The 23,104-nt window shown below is 63.2% G+C and carries 20 protein-coding genes and 2 tRNA genes; 8 read left to right on the top strand and 14 right to left on the bottom strand.

Translation table 11 applies throughout. The features are described from left to right. Window positions 1-10 precede the first annotated feature (10 nt). Window positions 11-1,588 carry an amino acid permease gene (locus tag K3179_RS00110; RefSeq protein ID WP_221561936.1) on the top strand — a complete coding sequence of 526 codons (1,578 nt, stop codon included), beginning with the start codon at window positions 11-13 and terminating at the stop codon, window positions 1,586-1,588. A 58-nt stretch (window positions 1,589-1,646) separates the two neighbouring features. Here K3179_RS00110 and K3179_RS00105 read toward each other — a convergent pair whose 3' ends face one another. After that, entirely contained in the window at window positions 1,647-2,132 is a 486-nt protein-coding gene (locus K3179_RS00105) for a pyridoxamine 5'-phosphate oxidase family protein (RefSeq protein ID WP_221561935.1), read from the bottom strand. A gap of 147 nt (window positions 2,133-2,279) precedes the next feature. On the opposite strand from K3179_RS00105, the gene K3179_RS00100 reads away from it, so the two are divergent. Together K3179_RS00100 and K3179_RS00095 are read left to right on the top strand one after the other, a co-directional pair. Further along, window positions 2,280-3,062: a hypothetical protein gene (locus K3179_RS00100; protein ID WP_221561934.1), complete on the top strand. Its 783-nt coding sequence runs from the start codon at window positions 2,280-2,282 to the stop codon at window positions 3,060-3,062. After that, entirely contained in the window at window positions 3,059-4,648 is a 1,590-nt protein-coding gene (locus K3179_RS00095; RefSeq protein WP_221561933.1) for a Y-family DNA polymerase, read from the top strand. Before K3179_RS00100 ends, K3179_RS00095 begins: the two co-directional genes overlap by 4 nt. Here the strand turns inward: K3179_RS00095 and K3179_RS00090 are convergent. From K3179_RS00090 to K3179_RS00080, 3 genes are all read right to left on the bottom strand, one after another. Then, window positions 4,645-4,962, bottom strand: a complete 318-nt coding sequence (locus K3179_RS00090; protein ID WP_221561932.1) for a hypothetical protein — start codon at window positions 4,960-4,962, stop codon at window positions 4,645-4,647. The genes K3179_RS00095 and K3179_RS00090 overlap by 4 nt on opposite strands. Window positions 4,963-5,017: 55 nt before the next feature. After that, on the bottom strand, window positions 5,018-5,416 hold the full coding sequence (locus K3179_RS00085; protein ID WP_221561931.1) for a PilZ domain-containing protein: 399 nt from the start codon (window positions 5,414-5,416) through the stop codon (window positions 5,018-5,020). Between the two features lie 133 nt (window positions 5,417-5,549). Continuing rightward, window positions 5,550-6,272: a carbonic anhydrase gene (locus K3179_RS00080; RefSeq protein WP_221561930.1), complete on the bottom strand. Its 723-nt coding sequence runs from the start codon at window positions 6,270-6,272 to the stop codon at window positions 5,550-5,552. 226 nt (window positions 6,273-6,498) lie between these two features. On the opposite strand from K3179_RS00080, the gene K3179_RS00075 reads away from it, so the two are divergent. From K3179_RS00075 to K3179_RS00055, 5 genes are read left to right on the top strand one after another with little or no spacing between them, the layout of a single operon-like run. Next, window positions 6,499-7,743 (top strand): putative DNA modification/repair radical SAM protein, encoded by a 1,245-nt coding sequence (locus K3179_RS00075; protein WP_221561929.1) that lies wholly within the window; start codon window positions 6,499-6,501, stop codon window positions 7,741-7,743. Continuing rightward, window positions 7,740-9,188: a UdgX family uracil-DNA binding protein gene (locus K3179_RS00070; protein WP_221561928.1), complete on the top strand. Its 1,449-nt coding sequence runs from the start codon at window positions 7,740-7,742 to the stop codon at window positions 9,186-9,188. The genes K3179_RS00075 and K3179_RS00070 overlap by 4 nt, the downstream gene beginning before the upstream one ends. 1 nt (window position 9,189) lies before the next feature. Beyond that, window positions 9,190-12,729: an error-prone DNA polymerase gene (locus tag K3179_RS00065; RefSeq protein ID WP_221561927.1), complete on the top strand. Its 3,540-nt coding sequence runs from the start codon at window positions 9,190-9,192 to the stop codon at window positions 12,727-12,729. 21 nt (window positions 12,730-12,750) lie between these two features. Next, window positions 12,751-13,389: a LysE family translocator gene (locus K3179_RS00060; RefSeq protein WP_221561926.1), complete on the top strand. Its 639-nt coding sequence runs from the start codon at window positions 12,751-12,753 to the stop codon at window positions 13,387-13,389. Beyond that, a complete protein-coding gene (locus K3179_RS00055) occupies window positions 13,386-14,117 on the top strand; it encodes an extensin-like domain-containing protein (protein WP_247712743.1) in 732 nt (243 codons plus the stop codon). The genes K3179_RS00060 and K3179_RS00055 overlap by 4 nt, the downstream gene beginning before the upstream one ends. Here the strand turns inward: K3179_RS00055 and phoB are convergent. The 10 genes from phoB to K3179_RS00005 all read right to left on the bottom strand — a co-directional run bounded on the left by phoB (window position 14,114) and on the right by K3179_RS00005 (window position 23,103). Continuing rightward, on the bottom strand, window positions 14,114-14,803 hold the full coding sequence (phoB, locus tag K3179_RS00050) for a phosphate regulon transcriptional regulator PhoB (protein WP_100261027.1): 690 nt from the start codon (window positions 14,801-14,803) through the stop codon (window positions 14,114-14,116). The two genes, K3179_RS00055 and phoB, sit on opposite strands and share 4 nt — an antisense overlap. A gap of 70 nt (window positions 14,804-14,873) precedes the next feature. Further along, window positions 14,874-15,545 (bottom strand): phosphate signaling complex protein PhoU, encoded by a 672-nt coding sequence (phoU, locus tag K3179_RS00045; protein ID WP_090479900.1) that lies wholly within the window; start codon window positions 15,543-15,545, stop codon window positions 14,874-14,876. A 13-nt stretch (window positions 15,546-15,558) separates the two neighbouring features. Further along, window positions 15,559-16,305, bottom strand: coding sequence for a phosphate ABC transporter ATP-binding protein PstB (gene pstB, locus K3179_RS00040; RefSeq protein ID WP_221562955.1), 747 nt, complete (start codon window positions 16,303-16,305; stop codon window positions 15,559-15,561). Window positions 16,306-16,343: 38 nt separating this feature from the next. Beyond that, the gene (pstA, locus tag K3179_RS00035; RefSeq protein ID WP_221561925.1) at window positions 16,344-17,594 is read right to left on the bottom strand and encodes a phosphate ABC transporter permease PstA; all 1,251 of its coding nucleotides are present in this window, start codon (window positions 17,592-17,594) and stop codon (window positions 16,344-16,346) included. Beyond that, window positions 17,587-18,972 carry a phosphate ABC transporter permease subunit PstC gene (pstC, locus tag K3179_RS00030; RefSeq protein ID WP_160594696.1) on the bottom strand — a complete coding sequence of 462 codons (1,386 nt, stop codon included), beginning with the start codon at window positions 18,970-18,972 and terminating at the stop codon, window positions 17,587-17,589. Before pstC ends, pstA begins: the two co-directional genes overlap by 8 nt. A 17-nt stretch (window positions 18,973-18,989) precedes the next feature. Continuing rightward, a complete protein-coding gene (locus tag K3179_RS00025) occupies window positions 18,990-20,033 on the bottom strand; it encodes a substrate-binding domain-containing protein (RefSeq protein ID WP_221561924.1) in 1,044 nt (347 codons plus the stop codon). Between the two features lie 124 nt (window positions 20,034-20,157). Further along, complete coding sequence (locus tag K3179_RS00020) at window positions 20,158-21,519, bottom strand: porin (protein WP_221561923.1); 1,362 nt, start codon at window positions 21,517-21,519, stop codon at window positions 20,158-20,160. Between the two features lie 150 nt (window positions 21,520-21,669). After that, the gene (locus K3179_RS00015; protein ID WP_221561922.1) at window positions 21,670-22,842 is read right to left on the bottom strand and encodes a sensor histidine kinase; all 1,173 of its coding nucleotides are present in this window, start codon (window positions 22,840-22,842) and stop codon (window positions 21,670-21,672) included. A 65-nt stretch (window positions 22,843-22,907) separates the two neighbouring features. Further along, window positions 22,908-22,982, bottom strand: a tRNA-Glu gene (locus tag K3179_RS00010). A gap of 46 nt (window positions 22,983-23,028) precedes the next feature. After that, a tRNA-Glu gene (locus K3179_RS00005) sits at window positions 23,029-23,103 on the bottom strand. Window position 23,104 lies beyond the last annotated feature (1 nt).

Raw genomic sequence — 23,104 nt, 5'->3', positions numbered from 1 at the left:
CCGGCCATCCATGATCCTCGACAGAGTTAAACCGCTCGACGCCATTCTGGCCGCAGCGGAAAAGAAATCGCTGCACCGGTCGCTCGGTGCTTTCCAACTCATGCTGTTCGGCATCGGCTGTATAATCGGCACCGGCATTTTCGTGCTGACCGCAGCCGGCGCGCAGAAGGCCGGGCCCGGATTGATGCTGGCGTTCGTCATAGCCGGCGCGGTCTGCATCGTCGCAGCGCTCTGCTACGCCGAGATTGCCGCCATGATCCCGGTCGCGGGATCGGCCTATACGTACAGCTATGCCACCATGGGCGAATTCCTCGCCTGGACCGTGGGCTGGGCCCTGATCCTCGAATACGCCATTGCCGCTTCGGCGGTATCGGTCGGCTGGTCGGGTTATTTCACAGGGACCATCCTGACGGAATTTCTCGGCGTGCAGCTGCCGCAATGGCTGTCGGCAGGCCCGCTCGTCCTTGGCGGGGAACCGGGAGGTCTCGTCAACCTGCCCGCACTAGTCATCGCCCTCTTAGTGACCTGGTTGCTGATGATCGGCACAAGCGAAAGCGCGAAGGTCAACGCGATCCTCGTCGCCATCAAGGTCACCGCGCTTACCGCCTTCATCGGCCTGACGCTGACCAGCGCCTATTTCGATCCCGACCAGTTCAACCCTTTCCTGCCTGCCGGTGTCTTCGGCGGTTTCGGATCGGGCGTTGGCGCGGTTGGCGCGGCGGCGACGATCTTTTTCGCCTATGTGGGATTCGATGCCGTCTCGACCGCAGCGGAAGAGACGAAGAACCCGCAGCGCAACGTCCCTATCGGACTGGTCGGATCGCTTGTCTTCTGTACCGTGTTCTACATCCTCGTTGCGGCGGGTGCGATCGGGACGATCGGTGGACAACCGATCATGGGGCCGGGCGGTATTCCGTTCCCTGCCGGATCGGAAGAGCTTGCGCGGCAATGCGCGCTGCCTGCCTATTCGGATGCGCTGGTCTGCTCGAACGAAGCGCTTGCGCACGTGCTGCGGCAGATCGGTTTCTCCGGGATCGGTAACCTGCTGGGCATTGCGGCTTTTCTTGCGCTTCCTTCCGTCATTCTCGTGTTGCTCTTCGCACAGACGCGCATCTTTTTCGTGATGAGCCGCGACGGGCTGCTGCCGGAAAGCCTCTCCAAGGTGCATCCGAAGTGGAAGACACCCCATATCGTGACCGCCATGACCGGCGTCATCGTGGCGCTGGGGGCAGCGTTCTTCCCGGTGGGACAGCTGGCCGACATCGCCAATGCGGGAACGCTCTATGCATTTCTGATGGTCGCTCTGGCCGTGATGACGCTGCGCAGGACGGATCCCGAACGTAAACGTGATTTCCGTACTCCGATGCTGTGGTTCGTCGGCCCTGCGACGGTGGCCGGGTGTGCCTTCCTCTTCCTCAACCTGCCGTTCGAGGCGATGGTTATGCTGCCCCTGTGGTCGGCGATCGGCTTGGTCGTCTACTTCGGTTACGGTCGGCGCAACAGCCATCTCGGACACGGCATCGTCGAGGTGGTTGACGCGGTTGTGGGCGACGAAACGATGCTTCCGATCCACCCACCGAAAGATTGAACGAAAAAGGGCCGCTTCGTTAGGAGCGGCCCTTCGATTTTGTAGTTATTGGGTCGACTTAGAGATCGACGTTGTCGGCGTGGCGTTCTTCGGCTTCGTCGTGGACATTCATGCCCAGTGCCATCTTGGCGGTGTTGAGCAGGCCCAGGTCTCCGCTCCAGATTTCGGCATCGCCGAGATCCATGCGCAGGAACAGGATGTCCGGATCGTCCTTGCCGCCATCGTACCAGGCTTCGACGAAATTGTTCCAGAACTGGTCGAAGCGTTCCTTGCTGGTTTCGACCGAGAGCATGCCGTCGAAGCGCGCGAACATGTCGTGGTCCTTGCCGGCAAAGCTTGCCGTGACCTTGCCGAGCTGGGCGAAGGTGGAGTTCTTCTGGGTGAAGAACCAGATCGAGCTGTTGGCGTCCTTGTCGAGCTGGGCGGTCATCGGCACCGCGGTGTCGGAACGACCGTCGAGTTCGAGGAAGACGAACGGCGAATCTGACATGGCGAGCCAGAACTTCTTCTTGAGCGCGTCGGGATTGCCTTCGGAATATTTCATGAGTGACCTCTCGTGTTTGCGTTTGCCTATCGTACGCTCGGGAGAGGGTCTGCGTTCCGCGAGGCGCGCCGGACCGAAGTGATGAAGGGATGAATTGCGCAAGCGGGGATATTGGAACATAATAAGAACAAGCGAGTCGATTCTCTCATGTCCTATGCCGATCTTTCCTCCCTGCCGATTACGGCCTTCGAAGACGTTGCCGCATTGTCTGCGCGGCGCAGCGTGCGCTGGCGCCCGGGGCTTGCAGCTGTACAGGGTGCGGCTCACCACACCGAAGTGTTCACCGCTTCGGGCGACGCGGCGGGGGCAGGGGTGGCGCTGGCATTGGCGCTCGACGATTTGCGGCACCTGCCGCGTGCGGATGGCAGCGAAGCCGACGATCGGCGCAACGTGCTGTGGGTGCAAACCCGCGATGCGGCGCGGCTGAACGGGCGACCCTATCGTGCGGGCCTGCCCCAAAGCCTGCAATCGCGGCTCATCCATGTCATGGCCGAAAAGGCCGAGGATGCGCTCTTCGCTCTCGAGGAAGGGCTGCGCTGTCGCGATTTCGCATTCGTGATCGGCGAGATGGCTGGCAATGCCAAGGCGCTCGATTTCACCGCCTCGCGCCGCTTGACGCTGATGAGCGAGAGGCACGGCATCCCGCTGTTCCTCGTGCGGATCGACGCCGCGCACGACCTGTCGTCTGCCCGGATGCGCTGGGAAGTGGCCAGCGCGCCGTCTGCTGCGTCTGCATGGAATGCGCAGGCTCCCGGTGATCCGGCGTGGAAGGCGGAGCTTTTCCGCGCCCGCTCCCATGCTCCGGGCACTTGGACATTAAGCGGCGGCGACACTGCGCTGACCGCAAGCAAGCTGCGCGAGGATACCGATCGCGCGGTGGCGGGCTGGACGGCCGGGTTGCAGCATCGCCGCTCGCCCCGCGCGCGATGAGCGCGAATACGCCGGATGCCGCATCTTCCCGCCGCATCCTATCCATTTGGCTGCCCGCTATGGCCATGGACCGCTGGCGAAACGCCGGGGACGAGGGCCGCCGCTCGCTCGACAACAGACCGCTGGTCCTGATCGCCGATACCGCGCACGGACCGCGCATCGAGGCGGTGAACCGCGCAGGCATGGTCGCAGGTGCGCGGCGCGGCATGATGCTGGCCGATGCGCGGACCCTGTGCCCCGATATCGTCACCGCGCCGAGCGATCCGGCAGGCGATCTCGCCTTTCTCGAAAAGCTGGCGATCTGGGCGCGGCGCTGGGGGCCGTGGTCCGCAATGGACGCGCCCGACGGCCTGCTGGTCGACGTTACCGCCGTCCCGCACCTGTTCGGCGGCGAGGAAAGGCTGGTCGCCGATGTCGAGGCAGCATTCGCGCGGCGCGAGCTTGGCCTGCGCTGTGCCATCGCCCCTACGGCGGGTGCGGCATGGGCGCTGTCCCATTTCGGCCCGCAAGGCGCGATCCTGGAAGGGCAGGGCGATTTCGAGGCCCGGCTGGCAGACCTGCCCGTCGCTGCGCTGAGGCTCGACGACGATGTGCTCACGGTCCTGCGGCGGCTAGGTCTAAAGCGGCTGGGAGATCTCGCCGGTATCGAGAACGGAGGTAGCGGTCGCGATGCCATCCAGCGTCGCTTTCGCAACCGCAAGTCGCCTGCCGCCAACCCGCTCATCCGCCTCGACCAGATCCTCGGTCGGGTGCCGGAGCCCTTGCTGCCCGTGGTCCCGCAGCACATGCCCTTGGTGCAGCGCCGCCTGATGGAGCCGATCCGCCACCGCCAGCTGCTGGACAAGGTCGTCGAAGACCTGGCGCAGGACATGGCGCGCGAACTGGAAGGGCGAGGCGAAGGGGCGAGGCGGCTCGAACTGGGCCTGTGGCGCGTCGATGGCGAAGTCGTCGTGCGCCGCCTGGAAATGGCCTCTGCCACGCGCGAGGCGACGCATATATGTCGCCTCTTCGCGGCTCGGCTGGACGATGTCGATGCGGGTTTCGGGATCGAGATGCTGCGCCTGCGCGCCAGCTGGTCGGAACCGCTCGCCCTTGAGCAGGGCGATATCGAGGCGGCGGCCGAAACGCATGGCACATCGCTGGCGGCCTGTATCGACCGGCTGACTGTGCGGCTCGGGGTAAAGGCGGTCAGCCGCCCCGTCGCCTTTGCCAGCCACATTCCCGAACGCGCGCAGCGCTGGCAACCCCCGCTGGCGCCTGAACCCGCTTCACAAGGAGAGTTGGCTTTCCACAAGAGACCTTTGAAAATGCTCGACAAAGCGGAAAGGATTTCGGTGCTTTACGCAACGCCCGACGGCTATCCCAAGCGTTTTCGCTGGCGCGGCGGCGTGCATGAGGTCACGCGGGTCGAAGGGCCCGAACGGATCGCGCCGGAATGGTGGCGCGAACGCGGCAGCACGCGGCTACGGGACTATTACAGGATCGAGGACGACCGCGGCCGCCGGTACTGGATATACCGGCTCGGCATCGTGGGGGACGGGCGCGGCGGCGCACCCGACTGGTACCTGCAGGGATTGTGCGCCTAGGCAGGCTCGGCTGCGGCTTCTTCGCCAGCTTCTTCCTCATCCGGGAGCAGGGCCTCTTCAGGCCCGTGCTGGAGTTCCGAAAGTTCGGGATTGAGCGCGCTGGTCTTGCACACCAGGTCGCCGGCCATCATCGTCGCCGCAATGCGCGACTGTTCCATCGCTTCTGGCGTGTTGTTGAAGGTCGGGACGATCACTTGCGGCGCGACGCACTCGCGCACTTCACGGCTGTCTTCTTCGACAGAGGCATCGGCATCCTGAGCAAGCGACGGGGTAGCCAAAACGGCGAGGGAAGACAGGAAAAGGAAAGCGCGCATGGAAATCTCCTCCGCGCGGCCTTCTACGCCCGCGCGCTTTCGCGTGCCTGAACGGTCAACCTTCGGAAACCAGCGATGCCCGGCGAGAACGCTTCTGGCCCAGCGGTATCTTGCCGAAATTGGCCACGGGACCGGTCTGGACTTCCACCTGTTCGACGGTCTCATCCACGATGTGCATGGGGATGGGCCGTTCGAAAATGATGCCGCAGCTCTTGTCGTTGGCCCAGACGATCTTGCCGAAATGTTCGTGACCGTTCCACGAAAGCAGGCCCGACACGCCTTCGCTGGGAGGATTATTCGTTTCCAGTCGTGCCCCGGCATCGGAAAGGTCGGACAAGCGCCCGACCCGATCACCGCCCAGCATCTTGAGCGTGGCGGGACAGTCGACGGCATAGCGGGCCGTCGCTCGCCGTTCCTGCGGCGCTATGGCTTGCTTCCTGCGGAATAGCCCCACACATTTTCTCCCCTTGGTTCCGCGTTGTGCGTTGCGAAGGGTAAATGTCACGCTTCCCGACAGGATTACCGCGCCATTAGGAAACGGGCCGAAAGCGGCAAGCTTCCGACCCGTTTCAAGAGGTTATTTGCCGTTATTCGGGTGCGACGAGGAGACGCGTTCCCAGCGGTTGGATTGATCGTGCGGAAGGGCCGAGGTTGGCTTCCATCGCCGCGATCTGCTCGGCGCTGGCGGTCATCACTTCGTCGGCGACATGCCAGTTCACGCCTTCGCTGCACGGCGGCGTGGTGAGCGATCCCATGTAGCGATAGATGCCGGTGTCTTCGGGCACCATGTCGTTCACGTCGAATTCGACTGCGGCACCCTTGCCGGCACCGACACCTGCCACGATGGTCTCAAGCGCGGGATTGGCGTCGCCTTCTTTGAACATGACTCCCAGCACGCCCAGTTCACCGCTTTCGGTGGCGTGCACGAAGTGCGCGACGAGGGGATAGCGCTTGCCGCTGATCGCGTGTTCCGACGGTGTGTGGAAGTGAACCTGGATCAGGGCGAATTCCTTGCCACCCGAATTCATTCCGAGGCCGGCGGGAAAGTCCACCTGGACCTTTTCGGTGCCGAGCGAGATCGTGCCGCTGGTTTCGCCGAATTTGGTTTCGAGGGCGATATCGCCGCGTGCATTGGCTGCGCCGAGATCGATGGGCGACTGGTGGAGGCCCGCATCGCACAGGGCGTAGGCCGCATTCACGGTTGCCCAGCGTTCGGGGGAAACACCGTCACCGAAATTCCAGTCTTTTTCCTGCGCTGAGAGAGGTGTCGCGGCAAGACCGATCAGGGCGAGGGAAGTGAGATATTTCATTGCATACTCCAGACTGACGACCAGAAGGTCGCTGAATGTAGGTATGCCGACGATGCCGTTGCTTTGTGTGACAGGCCGTCGGCGTTACTTACGTCCGACATCACGTGCGGTTGCACGCCAGAGGGGCCCGGTCCGTGGCCTGTATACGCGGAAGCTGCGGTGAGGTTCCCGTCTCGATGTAACTTTTGATATTTGCGAATCCTACAGCGGAACGTATAGTGAACATATGGCCGCGCAAACCATCCTGCAGAAACTGGAAATTCTCGCCGATGCGGCGAAATACGATGCTTCGTGCGCGTCGTCCGGCACGGCAAAGAAGAACAGCCTTGGCGGAAAGGGGATTGGTTCGACCGAAGGAATGGGCATTTGCCATGCCTATGCGCCCGATGGCCGCTGCATCTCGCTGTTGAAGATCCTGCTGACCAACCACTGCATTTTCGACTGCCATTACTGCGTCAATCGCAAGAGCTCGAACGTGGCGCGGGCGCGCTTTACCCCGCAGGAAGTGGTCGACCTCACGCTCGCCTTCTACCGCCGCAATTATATCGAGGGGCTGTTCCTGTCCTCGGGCATTGTGAAAAGCTCGAACCACACGATGGAACAGATCGTCGAGGTCGCCCGGATATTGCGCGAAGAGCACGACTTTCGCGGCTACATCCACCTGAAGACCATTCCGGAAGCCGATCCGGAAATCGTGCACCAGGCGGGGCTTTATGCCGACCGTGTCTCGATCAATGTCGAACTGCCGACCGACAGCGGCCTGACCCGCCTCGCGCCCGACAAGGATGCGCGCCAGATCGAAGGCGCGATGGGCAAGGTCAAGGCCGACTTGGTCGAGGCGAAGGATGCAAGGAAGCGTTTCCGCCACGCCCCGCGTTTCGCGCCTGCGGGCCAATCGACGCAGATGATTGTCGGCGCCGATGCCGCCACCGATGCCGATATCGTGGGCAAAGCAAGTCGCCTCTACGACAATTTCCGCCTGCGCCGCGTTTATTACAGCGCCTTTTCGCCTATTCCCGATGCCAGCGCCGTGCTGCCGCTGAAGCGCCCGCCGCTGATCCGCGAACACCGGCTCTACCAGTCCGACTGGCTGATGCGTTTCTATGGCTACAAGCCCAGCGATGTGATGCAGGCGACCGAGGCGGATGGAAACCTGCCGCTCGATATCGACCCCAAGCTCGCCTGGGCGCTGAAGTTCCGCGAAGCTTTCCCTGTCGATGTGAACCGCGCGAGCAAGGAGCAATTGCTGCGCGTGCCGGGTCTCGGTGTGAAGGCAGTGGGCAAGATCCTCGCCAGCCGCCGTCACCGCGCGCTGCGGCTCGACGACGTCGCGCTGCTCACCCAGTCGATCACCAAGGTGCGCCCTTTCATCTGCACCGTCGACTGGCGCCCCGTCACGCTGACCGACCGCGCCGATCTGCGCAGCCTGCTCGCGCCCAAGACCGAGCAGCTTGAATTGTTCGCGGCATGACTGCGCTCCAGCACGTCAAGCTCGGCACCTATTATGTGGTGCATTTGCCCGAAGCCGATGACTTCGACTTCTGGCGCGAGCGCGCACGTGCGCTCGTCCAGTGCGACGTGCCGCCCGACCGTATTGCCTGGGTAGAGCCGGGCGGCAGCGGCGACCTCTTCGCGCATGGGGAGCGGCGTATGCCCGTGCCGCCCATGGATGCGAAGCCGGTGCGCGCCAACCGCCGCTTCGTCAGCCTTGCAAGGAATGCGATCCTGCATTCCGACCCCGAGCGGTTCGCGCTGCTCTATCGCGTGCTCTGGCGGCTGCAATCGAACCCGCGGATGATGGAGGACAAGGCCGATCCCGATGTCCGCCGCGTGGAGGAACTCGACAAGAATGTCCGCCGCGACAGCCACAAGATGCACGCCTTCGTCCGTTTCCGGCTGGTGGAGAGTGAGGCTAATTCCGGGGAGGGGGAAGTGGGCGAGCATTACGTCGCCTGGTTCGAGCCGGAGCATCACATCCTGCGCGCCAATGCGGGTTTCTTCATGCGGCGCTTCTCCAACATGCGCTGGTCGATCCTGACCCCTCGCGGCAGCCTGCACTGGGACGGGGAGACCATGTCCGAAGGCCCGCCTGCCGAGCGTCACGATGCGCCCGGCGGCGATCCGATGGAGGACCTCTGGCGCACCTATTACGCTTCCATCTTCAACCCCGCGCGCCTGAAGATCGGCGCGATGCTGAAGGAGATGCCGAAGAAATACTGGAAGAACATGCCCGAGGCATCGCTCATCCCCGACCTCATCGCGGGCGCGCAGGGGCGCGAGGCGAAGATGGTCGAGAAGGGCGCGCTGGAATTCGAGGAACGGCCCGATACGCTCGCCGCGATCGACAAGGCGATCCATGCCTGCCGCAAATGTCCTATCGGCAGCCTCGATAACCATGCCGTCATGGGCGAGGGGCCGCAGGACGCGGCTCTGATGATCGTCGGTGAACAGCCGGGCGACCAGGAGGACCAGATCGGCCGCCCCTTCGTCGGGCCTGCCGGTCAGCTGCTCGACGCGCATCTCGAAAAGGTCGGGATCGACCGGCGCAGCTCTTATGTCACCAATGCTGTGAAGCACTTCAAATATGTCCAGCGCGGCAAGCGGCGGCTCCACCAGAACCCGGGCGCGAAGGAAATCGACACCTGCCGCTGGTGGATCGAGAGCGAGCGGGAGATCGTGAAGCCGAAGCTGGTGCTCGCCATGGGCGCGAGCGCGGCGCGCAGCGTTCTCGGCAAGACGGTGAGCATTACCAAAGTGCGCGGCGCCCCCATCGCGCTGGAGGATGGCAGCGAGCTGTGGGTCACCGCGCACCCATCCTACCTGCTGCGTCTCGAAGGTGCCGCGCGCGAGGAGCAGGCGCGGCTGTTCGATGCCGACCTTGCCGCAGTGAAGGCGCGGCTGGAGGAACTGGCGTGAAATGCCGGAGAACGACCTCCAGATACCCAAGCGGACGATCGAGCTCGACCCTGCGGGCATAGACGCCCCGCCGCGCAGCCCCTTCGTCGAACTCGGCCTCGTATCCTGTTTTAGCTTCCTGCGCGGCGCGTCGGATGCCGTCGACCTCGTCCTGCAGGCGCGCGCGCTGGGCTATGACGCGGTCGGGATCGCCGATGCCAACACCATGGCGGGCGTGGTGCGCGTTCATACAGAAGCCAAGACACTCAAGCTGAAACCGTGCATCGGCTGCCGGATCGAAACGGTCGAGGGGCTAGCCTTCCTCGCCTATCCCAAGAGCCGCAAGGCCTATGGCCGCCTGTGCCGCCTGATTTCCGCCGGGCGCATGCGCACCTTGTCGGGCGAATGGCAAGAGAAGGGCGAATGCGACATCTCCCTGCCGATGCTGGCCGCGCATACCCAAGGCGTACAGCTGATCTTGCTTCCCCCGCGCGACCTTGCGCGAGAGTTCACCGTCCCCGCATGGGCAAGCAATGTCGTGGGGCTCGGCGGCGAGAAGGTGCAGGAATTGGTCGCCGCCCCGATCGAGGGCATCGTCCCGCACCTTGCCGCAGGCCTGCCGACCCTGCGCCATATCGCCGCGGCCTTCCTCTATACCGACAGCGACGTTGCGCGGATCGAACGGCTCGATACGCTGGCCCGCGCGAACGGCCTGTCGATCCTCGCCACCAACGATGTCCATTACGCGACGCCCGACAGGCGGCCGCTGCAGGACGTGATGACCGCGATCCGGCACAAGACCACCGTGGCACGCGCCGGGCACCTGCTCCACGGCAATGCCGAGCGTTATCTCAAGCCGCCCGAGACCATGTGCCGCCTGTTCGAACGCTGGCCGCACGCCATCGCCGCTGCGCGTGAAGTGGCCGACGCCTGCGACTTCAGCCTCGACGAGCTGAAATACGAATATCCCGAAGAACTCTATCCCGGCGGCGTCGAACCGCAGGAATATCTCGAAAGCACGACTTGGAAGGGTGCCGAGTGGCGCTATCCGGCAGGCATTCCCGATAGCGTCACCGAAACGCTGCACAAGGAACTGGCGCTGATCGGCAAGATGGACCTCGCGCGCTATTTCCTGACCATCAAGGACATCGTCGATTTCGCGCGGGAGAAGGTCGACCCGCCGATCCTGTGCCAGGGGCGTGGGAGTGCGGCCAATTCGGCTGTCTGCTATTGCCTCGGCATCACCAATGTCGATCCGGCGCAGCACCAGCTGCTGTTCGATCGCTTCATCTCCGAAGACCGCAAGGAGCCGCCCGATATCGACGTCGATTTCGAGCACGAGCGGCGCGAGGAGGTGATCCAGTATCTATATCGCAAATACGGTCGCCACCGCGCCGGGCTATGCGCCACGGTGATCCATTACCGCCCGCGCATGGCGATCCGCGAAGTGGGCAAGGCGATGGGACTGACCGAGGATGTCACCGCAGCGCTCGCCAAGACGGTGTGGGGCGGATGGGGCCGCGAGATCAGCGAGAAGCACGCCCAGGAAACCGGCATGGATGTGACCGATCCACATCTGAAGCGGGTTCTCAAGCTGACCGAGCAAATGATTGGAATGCCACGTCATTTGTCGCAACACGTCGGTGGTTTCATCCTGACCGAAGGTGCACTGACGGAGACGGTACCGGTCGGCAATGGCGCCATGCCCGATCGCAGTTTCATCGAATGGGACAAAGACGATATCGAGGCGCTGGGCATCCTCAAGGTAGATGTGCTGGCGCTGGGGATGCTGACCTGCATCCGCAAGTGCCTCGACCTGCTTGACGACCATCACGGCCGCACGCTGACGCTGGCGAATGTCCCGCGCGAGGACCCGGAAACCTATGCCATGTTGCGCACGGGGGATTCGCTCGGCGTCTTCCAGGTCGAAAGCCGGGCGCAGATGAACATGCTTCCGCGCCTGCGTCCGCGCCAGTTCTACGATCTCGTCATCCAGGTCGCCATCGTGCGGCCCGGGCCGATCCAGGGCGACATGGTCCACCCCTATCTGAAGCGCCGCCGCGGGGCCGAGCCCGTGGTCATCCCTGCGCCAAGTCCGCAGCATGGCCCGCCGGACGAACTGTCGAGCATTCTCGAGCGCACACTGGGCGTCCCGATTTTCCAGGAACAGGCGATGAAGATCGCCCTCGACGCAGCGAAATTCTCCTCGAAAGAGGCGAACCGGTTGCGCAAGGCAATGGCCACTTTCCGCAGCCGCGGGATGGTGGACGAGCTTCAGGACATGATGGTCGAGCGCATGGTCACGCGCGGTTATGATCGCGACTTCGCGCAGCGGTGCTTCAACCAGATCCGCGGCTTCGGCGAATACGGCTTTCCCGAAAGCCATGCGGCCAGTTTTGCGCATCTCGTCTATGTGTCGAGCTGGCTCAAATGCCACTTCCCCGCCGCCTTCGCCTGTGCGCTGCTCAATTCGCAGCCGATGGGTTTCTATGCGCCCGCGCAGATCGTGCGCGATGCGGCGGAACATGGCGTGCGTGTACTCCCGGCGGATGTGAACCTGTCGCAATGGGACTGCACGCTGGAACGGACCGGCGAAGGCGGGGCGGGTGCGGGCGATAGCGGACGGCTCGACAAGCATATCGCGCTGCGCCTTGGCCTGCGCCAGATCGACGGACTGCCCGAGGCGGTTGCGGCGCAGCTGATCGCGGAGCGCGAGGCGAACGGCGCCTATGCCGATGTGCGCGCCCTGCGCGACCGTGCCCGCACCGGTCCCGCCCATGTCGAACGGCTGGCGAGTGCGGATGCTTTCGGCTCGATGGGCCTTACGCGGCGCCAGGCCCTGTGGGATGCCCGCAGCCTGGTCGGCGGGCCGGACCTGCCCTTGTTCGCTGCAGCGGCTGCGCGGGACGAAGGGGCGGAAAAACAGCCTACGCGCCTGCCGCAGATGCCGCTGTCGGAAGAGGTCGTCGCCGATTACCAGACCACGCGCCTCAGCCTGAAGGCGCATCCCATGGCCTTCCTGCGCGCCAGTCTTGCAGAGCGAGGCTTCGTGCGCGCCTGCGACCTGCGCGCGAAGAAATTCCGCTCCATGGTCCATGTCGCAGGCGTGGTGTTGATCCGCCAGCGTCCGGGCAGCGCCAAGGGCGTGTGCTTCATCACGCTGGAAGACGAGACGGGCGTGATCAATCTCGTCGTCTGGCCGGACCTGAAGGAAAAGCAGCGCCGCGTGGTCATGGGTGCGCGCCTGATGGAGGTGCGCGGGCGTGTCGAATACGATGACGAGGTGATCCACGTGATCGCGCAGCACATGACCGATGCGACCGACCAGTTGCACAGGCTGTCCGACGACATGCTCAACGCCCCGCTTGCGCGCGCGGACCATGTCTCCTCGCCGCTGCCGGACAAGTTCAATCCACGCGACAATCTGCGCGAAGGCACAGACGATCCCTACCAGCCCGTCGAGCCGTGGCAGGAACCGCCGCCGGGCAATCGCGAATGTGGCTGGCATGGCAGCCACCCGCGCGATGTGCGCATCATTCCGAAATCGCGCGACTTCCATTGAGGCCGCGGTTAAGGGCGCAGCGTGATCGGCACCGAAACCCTCCTCGCATTCCTGATCGTGACGGCCACGACCAGCATCGTGCCCGGCCCGTCGATGATGTTCGTCATGGGGCAGGCCATCTGGCGCGGGCCGCGTTCGGGATGGGCGGCGCTGATGGGCATGCAGGTCGGCTATTTCGTCTGGTGGGCCTTCGCCGCGCTCGGCCTGGGCGCCTTGGCGAGCGCCTATCCGCTGGCCTTCCGGCTGCTCGCGATCGCCGGCGTTGCCTATCTCGCTTGGCTCGGCTTCAAGGCGATCCGGCATTCTTTCCACGCGGACGAGGACGAGGGTGACGCGCCGTCGCGCAAGGTGTCCAACCATGCTTTCCGCGATGGTATCGCGGTGGCAATCGGCAATCCCAAGTCCCTTGTCTACATGGTCGCAATCATCCCGCCCTTCGTCGATCCGGAGCGCAGCGTGCCGATGCAAATCGTCGTATTGGCGGTGGTCGCCTTGGTGGCGGACCTCGTGATCGGGTGGCTCTATATTGCCGCCGGAAAACGGCTCGCCCGCCTGATGGAGCGCGCGGCAACACGCGTCTGGATCGATCGGGGCATCGGAATCGTATTCATCCTGATAGCGATCGCCATCCTGGTCGATCTCATGGGTACGCAGATTTGAAATTCACGCTTTCGCGCCACATCGGGAAGTTCGTCGGAGACCGCCGGGTAATCGTCCTGCTGATGCTTGTCGCACTTGCCGTGGCAGGGCGTTCCTGGCTCGCCGCGCATCCAGAGCATGATCCGTGGGCACCGCTCGACCTGAACGACCCGGTTGGCTGGGCGACCGAAGCGAAGCTGTTGGCACTGCGCGGCGATGTCCCGCAGTGCCGGGCCGTGCTGGAGCGGAGTGAGGTTGCGTTCAACGCGCTCGAACCTGCGGGCGAGGGGCCGTGCCGGCGCGAAGACCGCACGCAACTGTCGGATTTCCCCCTCAGCCCGGACACGCCGCCTACGACCTGTCCGGTGGCGATTGCATTACAGCTATGGAAGCGTGACGGCCTCGATCCGGCGGCGCAGGAGATTTTCGGTAGCGAAGTGGCGCAGATCGAGCATTTGGGCGCGTATTCCTGCCGCCGACTCTATGGTCGCGGCGAGGGGCCGTGGAGCCAGCACGCCACGGGCAACGCGCTGGATATTGCCGGTTTCGTCCTCGCCGACGGCACGCGCATCAGCGTTCTGGGCGACTGGGACGGGGACGGGGAGGGGGACAAGGCCCGCTTCCTGCGCGAAGTCCGCGACCGCGCCTGCGACAGCTTCGGCATCGTGCTTTCGCCCGATTACAATGCCGCCCACACCGACCACTTCCACTTCGACATGGGCGCTCGGCGCGGGGGGCTGTGCCGCTAGACCGCTTCGAGCGAGTATCCAGCGCTGCGGACGGTGCGGATCGGGTCTTTCATTCCCTCGACCTCCAAGGCCTTGCGAAGGCGCCGGATGTGGACATCGACGGTCCTGAGTTCGATGTCGCTTTCCGTGCCCCATACTGCGTCGAGCAATTGGTTGCGGCTGAAGACGCGGCCCGGGCTCTCCATGAAGAACTTCAGCAGGCGGTATTCCGTCGGCCCGACCTTGAGCACCTTGCCGCGACGCATGACCTTGTGCGCGACCGGGTCGAGCGACAGGTCACCCGCCTCGATGGTCTCGCCTGCCAGAACCGGCCGGATACGCCGCATCACGGCGGCGACACGGGCGAGCAGTTCGCGCGGTGAGAACGGTTTGGTGAGGTAGTCGTCGGCGCCGGTCTCGAGCCCGCGCACACGGTCGTCTTCGGTCTCGCGCGCGGTGAGCATTATGATCGGGACATGCGCCGTCGATTTGTCGCGCCGCAGCCTGCGGCAAACCTCGATCCCGCTCGTCCCCTCGATCATCCAGTCGAGGATAACTAGGTCGGGCGTTTCCTCGCTCGCAAGCAGGATCGCCTCGTCGCCGTCCGGCGTGGTCCGGACGTTGTAGCCTTCATTTGAAAAGCGGTATTCCAGAAGCTCGGAGAGGGCGGGATCGTCCTCAACCAGAAGAAGTTTGGCAGCCTGCACTTTCGCGTCTCCATGCGAGCGTGGTTTCTCGTTGGACACGTCTTTATGACCCCCAGGCTACAGGAATGTGTCAGCCGTCTTCGTCTACCGGATATTGTCCGGTTGCTGCAAAGTGCACCATTTCGGCTACGTTAGTCGCGTGATCCCCTATACGTTCAAGATTGCGGGCTACAAAGAGTAGCTGCGCCGCGCTCGAGATCATCGAGGGATTTTCGACCATGTGGCTCACGAGGTTGCGGAAGATCGAGTTGTAGAAGGCATCGACCTTCTCGTCGGCCAGGATGACTTCCTTGGCGAGTTCCGGATCCCGAGCAGCGTAGGCAGTCAGCACATCGTGGACCATCTCGCTGGCGACTTCGGCCATGGCGGGAAGCAGGGTGAGCGGTTCGAACTTCTTGCGATTGTCGCCGATCTCGCGGCTCGCCTTGGCGATGTTCTTGGAATAGTCGCCGATACGTTCCACCACTCCGGCGATCTTGAGCGCGGCGATCACTTCGCGAAGGTCGTCCGCCATGGGTGCGCGCAGGGCAATGATGCGCACAGCAAGCTTGTCGATCTCGCTTTCCAGCGCGTCGATCTTCTTGTCGCCTTTGACGACCTTCTTCGCCAGATCATCGTCGCCGCGCACGAGTGCGTCGAGCGATTGCTGGATCGCGACTTCGGCCAATCCGCCCATTTCGGCGATCAGGCCGCGCAGGCGCGTGATGTCTTCGTCGAAGGCTTTTACGGTATGTTCTTGCATCTTTTCCAAAGCCTTATCCGTACCGGCCGGTGATGTAATCCTGGGTCCGCTTTTCGAGCGGGTTGGTGAATATGTCAGATGTACGACCATATTCCACCATCTTTCCGAGGTGGAAGAAGGCCGTGCGCTGGCTGACGCGCGCCGCCTGCTGCATCGAGTGCGTGACGATCACGATGGCATATCGGCCATTGAGTTCGTCGATCAGTTCCTCAATCTTCGCCGTGGCGATCGGGTCGAGGGCCGAGCAGGGCTCGTCCATCAGAATGACTTCGGGGTCGACCGCAATGGCCCGCGCGATGCAAAGGCGCTGCTGCTGACCGCCCGAAAGCGCGGTGCCGCTGTCCTGCAGGCGATCCTTCACTTCTTCCCACAGACCGGCACGGCGCAGCGATTTTTCGACGACCGCGTCCAGTTCGTCCTTCCCTTCGGCCAGACCGTGAATTTTCGGACCGTAGGCGATGTTCTCATAGATCGACTTGGGGAAGGGGTTGGGCTTCTGGAAGACCATGCCGACGCGGGCGCGCAGTTGCACCACGTCCATGCCCGATTTGTAGATATCTTCGCCGTCGAGCATGATGTCCCCTTCGACGCGGGCCGAAGGGATGGTGTCGTTCATGCGATTAAGCGTGCGCAGGAAAGTCGACTTGCCGCAGCCCGACGGGCCGATGAATGCCGTGACATAGCGCGTAGGGATATCGATCGAGACCTCGTCGATCGCCTTCTTGTCGCCGTAGTAAACGGAGACGTCCCGCGCGCTCATCTTGGCGTCGGTATCTTCCAGGTTTTCGTGAACTACGGTCACCACTTTTTCTCGAACTTGTTGCGCAGGTAGATGGCGAGGCCGTTCATCAGCAGGAGGAACAGCAATAGGACGATGATAGCCGCACTTGTCCGTTCCACGAAACCGCGGTCGATTTCATCCGACCAGAGGAAGATCTGCATGGGCAGGACGGTGGCAGGCGATGTAAAGCCGTCGGGCGGGCTGGCGACGAAAGCGCGCATCCCGATCATGAGCAGCGGAGCGGTTTCGCCGAGCGCGCGTGCCATGCCGATGATCGTACCCGTCAGGATGCCGGGCAGTGCGAGCGGCAGGACGTGGTGGAAAACCACCTGGACCGGCGATGCCCCGACGGCCAGTGCGCCGTCGCGAATGCTTGGAGGAACCGCCTTGATCGCGTTGCGGCCTGCGATGACGATGACCGGCATCGTCATGAGCGCGAGCGTCATACCACCGATTACGGGGGCGGAACGCAGATTGGGGAACAGGGTCAGGAAAACGGCGAGGCCGAGCAGGCCGAAGATAATCGACGGCACGGCTGCAAGGTTGTTGATCGAAAGCTCGATCAGGTCGGTCCAGCGGTTCTTGGGCGCGTATTCTTCGAGGTAAAGCGCGGCCAGCACGCCGATCGGGAAGGCCAGCAGAAGCGTGACGACCATCGTCAGCATCGAGCCCTTGAGGGCGCCCCAGATACCCACTTGCTGCGGGTTGGTGGCATCGGCGCGGGAGAAGAAGCCGGCATCGAAATTCTTGTCGATCTTGCCCGCGGCATCGAGTTCGGCAGCAAGAGTCTGCAATTCCTGCGACCCTTCGCCGGCATAACCGCTGGCAAGGTCCGCGCTCGCGGGAAGCCAGAAGGTTTCCTGACCGCGAACGATGGAGGGATCGTCGATAATGGCCTGCGCGACATCGCGCCATGCCTGCGCGCCAAGCCCTCGCGCACCGGCCTCGCCGAGCGATTCCTGCGCGAAATACTGGACCACTTCGGGCAGGCCCTGGCTTTGGAGCGATTGAATGGCCTGCGGCGATTCCAAGGTCGCGGGATCGGCCGACAGTCCTGCCTGGGTGAAATCGATCTGAACCTCGACTTCGGCCCGCTGGAAGCCGCCGATGCCGTTCAGCGTCATGGTGCCGAGAAGGTAAACCAGCACGGCGACCGAGAAAACGATCGCTGCAAGGCCAAGCGACCGGAAGCGTTTTTCCGCAGCATAGCGTTTCTTGAGGCGCGCCTCGAAAGCGGGCGTACGCGTGGGGGCGATGTGCTCACTCATAAGCTTCGCGGAACCTCTTAACGACGCGCAGGGCGATAAAGTTGAGACCGAGCGTGACCATGAACAGGACGAAGCCGAGCGCAAAGGCACTGAGCGTGGCCGGATGGTCGAAGCTGCCTTCGCCCGTCAGCATGGCGACGATCTGCACAGTCACCGTCGTCATGGAATCGAGCGGGTTGGCGCTGAGGTTTGCAGCGGTCGATGCGGCCATGACCACGATCATGGTTTCGCCGATCGCGCGGCTGATGGCGAGCATCACACCGGCCACGATGCCGGGAAGGGCTGCCGGAACCAGAACACGGCGGATTGTCTCGTTCGTCGTGGCGCCCATCGCAAGGCTTCCGTCGCGCATGGATTGCGGCACGGCTGCGATGGAATCGTCGGCCATCGAGGACACGAACGGAATGATCATGACACCCATCACCAGGCCTGCGGCGAGCGCGCTTTCGGAAGACGGGTTCGATGCCCCGAGGTCGACCGCCAGGTCGCGGATGGCCGGGGCGATGGTGAGCGCGGCGAAGTAACCGTAGACCACAGTCGGCACACCGGCGAGGATTTCGAGGGTGGGCTTTACCCAGGCGCGCAGGCGCGGGTTCGCGTATTGCGTCAGGTAGACAGCGCTCATCAGGCCGAGCGGTATAGCCACGATCATGGCGATGATCGCACCGATGAACAGCGTGCCCCAGAAAAGCGGGATCGCGCCGTAGCGAGTGGCATCCGGGTTTTCCGGATTGCTCATCGGGTCAGGTGCCCAGTGCGTACCAAAAAGGAAGTCGATCGGATTGACCATTCCGAAGAAGCGCAGCGTCTCGAAAACGAGGCTGACGAAAATCCCGATGGTCGTCAGGATAGCCACCAGCGAGGCGCCCAGCAGGATCGCCATGACGATACGTTCCACCCGCGTGCGGGCAGTGAAGTCGGGTTTAAGGCGCAGGAAAGCGAAGGCCCCGCCGAGGAAGGCGATGACCAGCGTCGCGGCGATGCCGATCCAGTTATAGAACGACAGCGCGTCACGATAAGGCTCGACGAATTCGCGGGCGAGGGGATTGAAGACGCCCTGGGCAGCCCCGGTGGCAACCGCACGCGCTTCGTTGAGGATCGTCTGGCGCTGGAAGCCGAAGGCAGGAAGCTGGTCGGCTGCGGGCGCGGCCAGCACCGATTGGGTCACGAGACCCGGCGCAACCGCACTCCAGATGGCGATGAAGACAAGAACGGGCAGGACTATCCAGAGCGCGACGTACCACGCGTGATAGCTCGGCAAGCTGGCGAGCCGTCCGGTCGGGCTCGCCTTGCGGAAGGTCCACGCACGCGCACGAGCCGCCAACCATCCGGCGAGCCCGAGCCCGAGGGCCAGGAGGAGCAGAATGGTTAGCGACATTGCGTGCGTGGTTACCCTTACTTCAGCTCGGAACCGTCGAGCGTGGTGTACTCGGTGACAGCAGCATTGGCTGCAGCTGCCGCATCATCGGGATTGGCGACGAGGCCGATCTTGGCGAGCGGTCCGTCCTTGCCCCACATGCCTGCCCACTGGCTGAGGAATTCCTTCAGGCCGGGGATGGCGTCGAGGTGCGCCTTCTTGACGTACATGTAGAGCGGACGGGCGCCGGGATATTCGAAGCTGGCAATATTCTCGTAGGTCGGATCGACGCCGTTCATCGGCAGGCCCTGCACCTTGTCGAGATTTTCCTCAAGATAGGAGTACCCGAAAATCCCCACGGCATTCGGATTGCCTTCGATCTTCTGGACGATCAGGTTGTCCTGTTCGCCCTGGTCGACATAGGCGCCGTCGCTGCGAACTTCGGTGCAGACCTGGTCGTACCGGTCTTCGTCGGTTTCCTTGAGAGCCTTGGTCGCTTCGTCGGTCTTGCAGCCTGCTTCGAGGATCAGTTCCTTGAGCGCATCGCGCGTGCCCGAGGTGCTCGGCGGACCGTAAACGAGGATCGGCTCGGCCGGGAGCGAGGGATCGACATCGGCCCAGGTCTTGGTGGTCTGCTCACCGCCATAGGGCGAAGCGGCCAGCGCTTCGTACACCATCTTGGGAGTAAGGTTCATCATGATGCCACCCTTTGAGGAGGCAAGGGCGATGCCGTCGAGGCCGACCTGGACTTCGATGATGTCGGTCACGCCATTGGTCTGGCAGGTTTCGAATTCGCTAGCCTTCATGCGGCGCGATGCGTTGGCGATGTCGGGCGTTTCGGCGCCGACGCCGGCGCAGAACAGCTTCATGCCGCCGCCAGTACCGGTCGATTCGATGATCGGCGATGCGAACTGGGTGTCGCGGGCAAAGGCTTCCGAGACCGCCTTTGAGAACGGGAAGACGGTCGAGGAGCCGACGGCCTTGATCTGTTCGCGCGAACCGCCACCGGCGGAATTGTCACCACAAGCGGTGAGCGCGAGAGCCGAAGCGGCGGCGAGAGCAATCTTGAAAGTCTTGGTCATGGTAGAACCCCTATGTTGTCCAACTAGCCGCGCAAGAGCGCGGGATTGTTACAAGGTGACGACAAAAGTGTGACTTCCGCTCCGGGGCACCGAATCGTTGTCGATGCCCCTAGCGGGATATGGATCAGAAATCGACCTGAGCACGAATTCCGAAAGCATCGACGGTGTAATCGGTCTCGCCATCCGCCTTGGCATGGACTGCATCGGTGTAGTCCATCTTGCCGTAGTTGAGGCTGAAAAGCGTGTAATCCGTCGGTTTCCAGATCAGCGACGCGAGGTAACCGTTCTGGATGCCGCCGACGATTCCTGCGTCGTTGAGATCGAGATAGTCGTAGCGCAGGTTTAGCTGAACCGAACCCATGCCGCCTTCGCCGACCGGGCTTTCAGGCTTCGTGCGATCGAACTTCCCGCCCTTGTACCCGCGGCTGTCACCCTTCGTGAGGAAATAACCGACTTCGGCATAGCCGCCGAAGAAAGTCGGGTTGTCGGTCATCGCGGGCATGTCGACGTTTTGCCAGAAGCCTTCGGCAGCAGCATGGAAAGGACCGGAAATTACGGCGCCTTCAAGACCGATTCCGAACTCGCTGTCGGCGTCCAGGTTACCGGTGTTCACGAACCGCTCGGAGGTGAAGTGCACGAGCGGGCGCTGGCGATAGCGAACGCTGGCGTCATCCTGGCCCAGCTCGTTGTAATGCACCGAGCCGCCGAGATGGAACTGCGTATTGCCGCTTTTCGGCATCACCACCAGCCGGCCATCAACTCCGCGATTGTCGGTGCCGGTGTCATCGAAATTGTCGGTGAACACGCCGGCCTGCGCAAGAACGATGCCGGTGCTGTAGCTGACCGATGCGCCGATGCGGCGCTCGAAGCCGAATGCATCGGTGAAGGCTGCACGTTCGATGAAGGTCGTGTGGAGGCTGCTGGTCAGCTCTTCGAGCGACTGGAAATTGTTATGGTGGCCGATCGCGACCTCCAGCCCGCCGTCTTCGTAGGTCAGGATGGCATCGGCCGCTTCGACTTCGTTCCCGGCGAAGTCGAGTTCGAACTTGTAGCCGAAGCCTCCGCCAAGCCCGCCGGACGCGCCAAGACGAGCACGGCGCACTTCGTTGCCGAAGCCGTCGTCGCGGCCCGTCGATTCGGGAACGCTCGTGAAGCCGACGTCATACATCAGGCGGCCGCGCGGCTTGAAGCTCCAGCCATCCTTCTTCTCGAGCTCGGCGACCTGCGGTTCCGCTGCCGGAGCAGCTGTAGCAACCGCTTCCGCATTGGCGGAAATCGTCGCGTCCTGCGCAGCGTTGGCGGCTTTTTCTTCGGCGAGTTCGCCTTCGAGCTGGTCGATGCGCGTGACAAGAGCAGCGAGCTGGGCGCGCATCTCAGCCAGTTCCTGAGCCGCCGACGTGGCATTGTCGGCCTGCGCCGAGACGGGAGTTGCAATGGTGCAGCTTAGGGCAGCGGCAATGACGGAGAGCCGGAATGGCGAATTCATGTGACGAATCCCTTACAAGGTTACGATCCGGAGACGCCTCTATGACCCGATAATTACGGGTTTGTGACACAGGTTCACACTGCACTCGAAGCCTGTGGATTTCGTGTGCATAGCTGTGGAAAATCACGCGGAACGGCGCGTTTGGCGAGTTTAGTCGGCGAGGGGCAGGGTGATCTTCACCCGCGTTCCTTCGCCCTGCTTGCTCTCGATGACGAGCTTGCCGCGATGCCGTTCGACGATATGTTTCACGATCGCGAGGCCAAGACCGGTGCCTCCCGAAGCGCGACTGCGGCCGGGATCGGTACGGTAGAAGCGGCGCGTCAGATGAGGAATGTGTTCAGGAGCGATACCGTCCCCCCGATCGGTCACGGTCAGCAGGACGCGCGCATCGCCTTGCGGCACGAGCCTAACAGTAACCGGCGTTTCCGGCGCCCCGTATTTCATCGCATTATCGACCAGGTTGCGGACGAGCTGCTCCAGCTGCTGTTCGTCGCCGCGAACGAGAAACTCACCGTGGGCTTCGAAGTCCAGGCGGTCCAGGCGCTCGGGTCCGGCGCCGTCTTGGGCCGCCCGCTTGGCCAGTTCTCCAAGCGCGACCGTCTTTGCAGGCAGATCGTGTTTTTCAGCTTCGATGCGCGACAGGGACATAAGGTCGCTCACCAGGTCCTGCAGCCGCTTGGCCTCTCGCTGGATCGTTGCGAGGAACTTGTCCGCCATCTTTGGCTCGATGTCGGAGCCGTCCTCTCGCAGGGTTTCGACATAACCCAGGATGGCGGCCAGCGGAGTGCGCAGCTCGTGGCTGGCGTTTGCGACGAAATCGGTATGGGCACGGCTGATATCGGCTTCGGCCGTCTTGTTGACCAACTCGATGACCGAAAGGTTCTTGTCCAGCTTCTTGCGGTTGATGCGCCAGATGTCCTTGCGGCGCGCGAGCCCCCTGACCACGGCAGCCCCGTCTTCCGGCGTTTCGAGCAGGCGCACCGCTTCCGGCTGGCGAAGAGCCATCTTCACGTCCTGCCCGAGAATGTGGGCACCCAGCAGCCTGCGCGCGGCAATATTGGCGATAATGACTCGCCCACTCTCGGTCAGAAGGACGGGCGTTTCGGAGTGTTCGAACAGATCACCCATGGAATCGCGCGAGATTGCACCGTCGCTAGTCTTCTCAGCGGGAGGGGGCGGTGACGAGCCGACGAGCCAGAGCGAACCTGCCCAGACAAGCAGGACCACTGCTACGATGAGAAAAGGGACCTCGAGCACGAGAAGACCGATGGTCGTCGCAATCGCCAGGGCAAAGGCGGACCAGGGAAAGGAGCGCGCGCTCATGCGACGCCGCTTAGCTTGGCGCGAATGCCTGCGCCAGCCGTAATCGGTGCGAAATTTGGGAGAAGTGGTGACCCGTACGGGAATCGAACCCGTGTTTCAGCCGTGAAAGGGCCGCGTCCTAACCGCTAGACGAACGGGCCACACAAGTGGCGCTTTGCGCGGATTGCAGATGCAATAACGCCACCGTGGTGACCCGTACGGGAATCGAACCCGTGTTTCAGCCGTGAAAGGGCCGCGTCCTAACCGCTAGACGAACGGGCCA

Origin of the sequence: Qipengyuania intermedia (genome assembly GCF_019711615.1) — a bacterium.
Taxonomy (GTDB): Bacteria; Pseudomonadota; Alphaproteobacteria; order Sphingomonadales; family Sphingomonadaceae; genus Qipengyuania; species Qipengyuania intermedia.
Note: the sequence above shows the minus strand (reverse complement) of the source record. Positions and strands in the feature narration are given on the sequence as shown.

Bases quoted from the DNA above. Each gene is read 5' to 3' on its own strand.
- K3179_RS00110 (WP_221561936.1), top strand. From the start codon at position 11: ATGATCCTCGACAGAGTTAAACCGCTCGACGCCATTCTGGCCGCAGCG.
- K3179_RS00105 (WP_221561935.1), bottom strand. From the start codon at position 2,132: ATGAAATATTCCGAAGGCAATCCCGACGCGCTCAAGAAGAAGTTCTGG.
- K3179_RS00100 (WP_221561934.1), top strand. From the start codon at position 2,280: ATGTCCTATGCCGATCTTTCCTCCCTGCCGATTACGGCCTTCGAAGAC.
- K3179_RS00095 (WP_221561933.1), top strand. From the start codon at position 3,059: ATGAGCGCGAATACGCCGGATGCCGCATCTTCCCGCCGCATCCTATCC.
- K3179_RS00090 (WP_221561932.1), bottom strand. From the start codon at position 4,962: ATGCGCGCTTTCCTTTTCCTGTCTTCCCTCGCCGTTTTGGCTACCCCG.
- K3179_RS00080 (WP_221561930.1), bottom strand. From the start codon at position 6,272: ATGAAATATCTCACTTCCCTCGCCCTGATCGGTCTTGCCGCGACACCT.
- K3179_RS00075 (WP_221561929.1), top strand. From the start codon at position 6,499: ATGGCCGCGCAAACCATCCTGCAGAAACTGGAAATTCTCGCCGATGCG.
- K3179_RS00070 (WP_221561928.1), top strand. From the start codon at position 7,740: ATGACTGCGCTCCAGCACGTCAAGCTCGGCACCTATTATGTGGTGCAT.
- K3179_RS00065 (WP_221561927.1), top strand. From the start codon at position 9,190: ATGCCGGAGAACGACCTCCAGATACCCAAGCGGACGATCGAGCTCGAC.
- phoU (WP_090479900.1), bottom strand. From the start codon at position 15,545: ATGCAAGAACATACCGTAAAAGCCTTCGACGAAGACATCACGCGCCTG.
- pstB (WP_221562955.1), bottom strand. From the start codon at position 16,305: ATGAGCGCGCGGGACGTCTCCGTTTACTACGGCGACAAGAAGGCGATC.
- pstA (WP_221561925.1), bottom strand. From the start codon at position 17,594: ATGAGTGAGCACATCGCCCCCACGCGTACGCCCGCTTTCGAGGCGCGC.
- pstC (WP_160594696.1), bottom strand. From the start codon at position 18,972: ATGTCGCTAACCATTCTGCTCCTCCTGGCCCTCGGGCTCGGGCTCGCC.
- K3179_RS00025 (WP_221561924.1), bottom strand. From the start codon at position 20,033: ATGACCAAGACTTTCAAGATTGCTCTCGCCGCCGCTTCGGCTCTCGCG.
- K3179_RS00020 (WP_221561923.1), bottom strand. From the start codon at position 21,519: ATGAATTCGCCATTCCGGCTCTCCGTCATTGCCGCTGCCCTAAGCTGC.
- K3179_RS00015 (WP_221561922.1), bottom strand. From the start codon at position 22,842: ATGAGCGCGCGCTCCTTTCCCTGGTCCGCCTTTGCCCTGGCGATTGCG.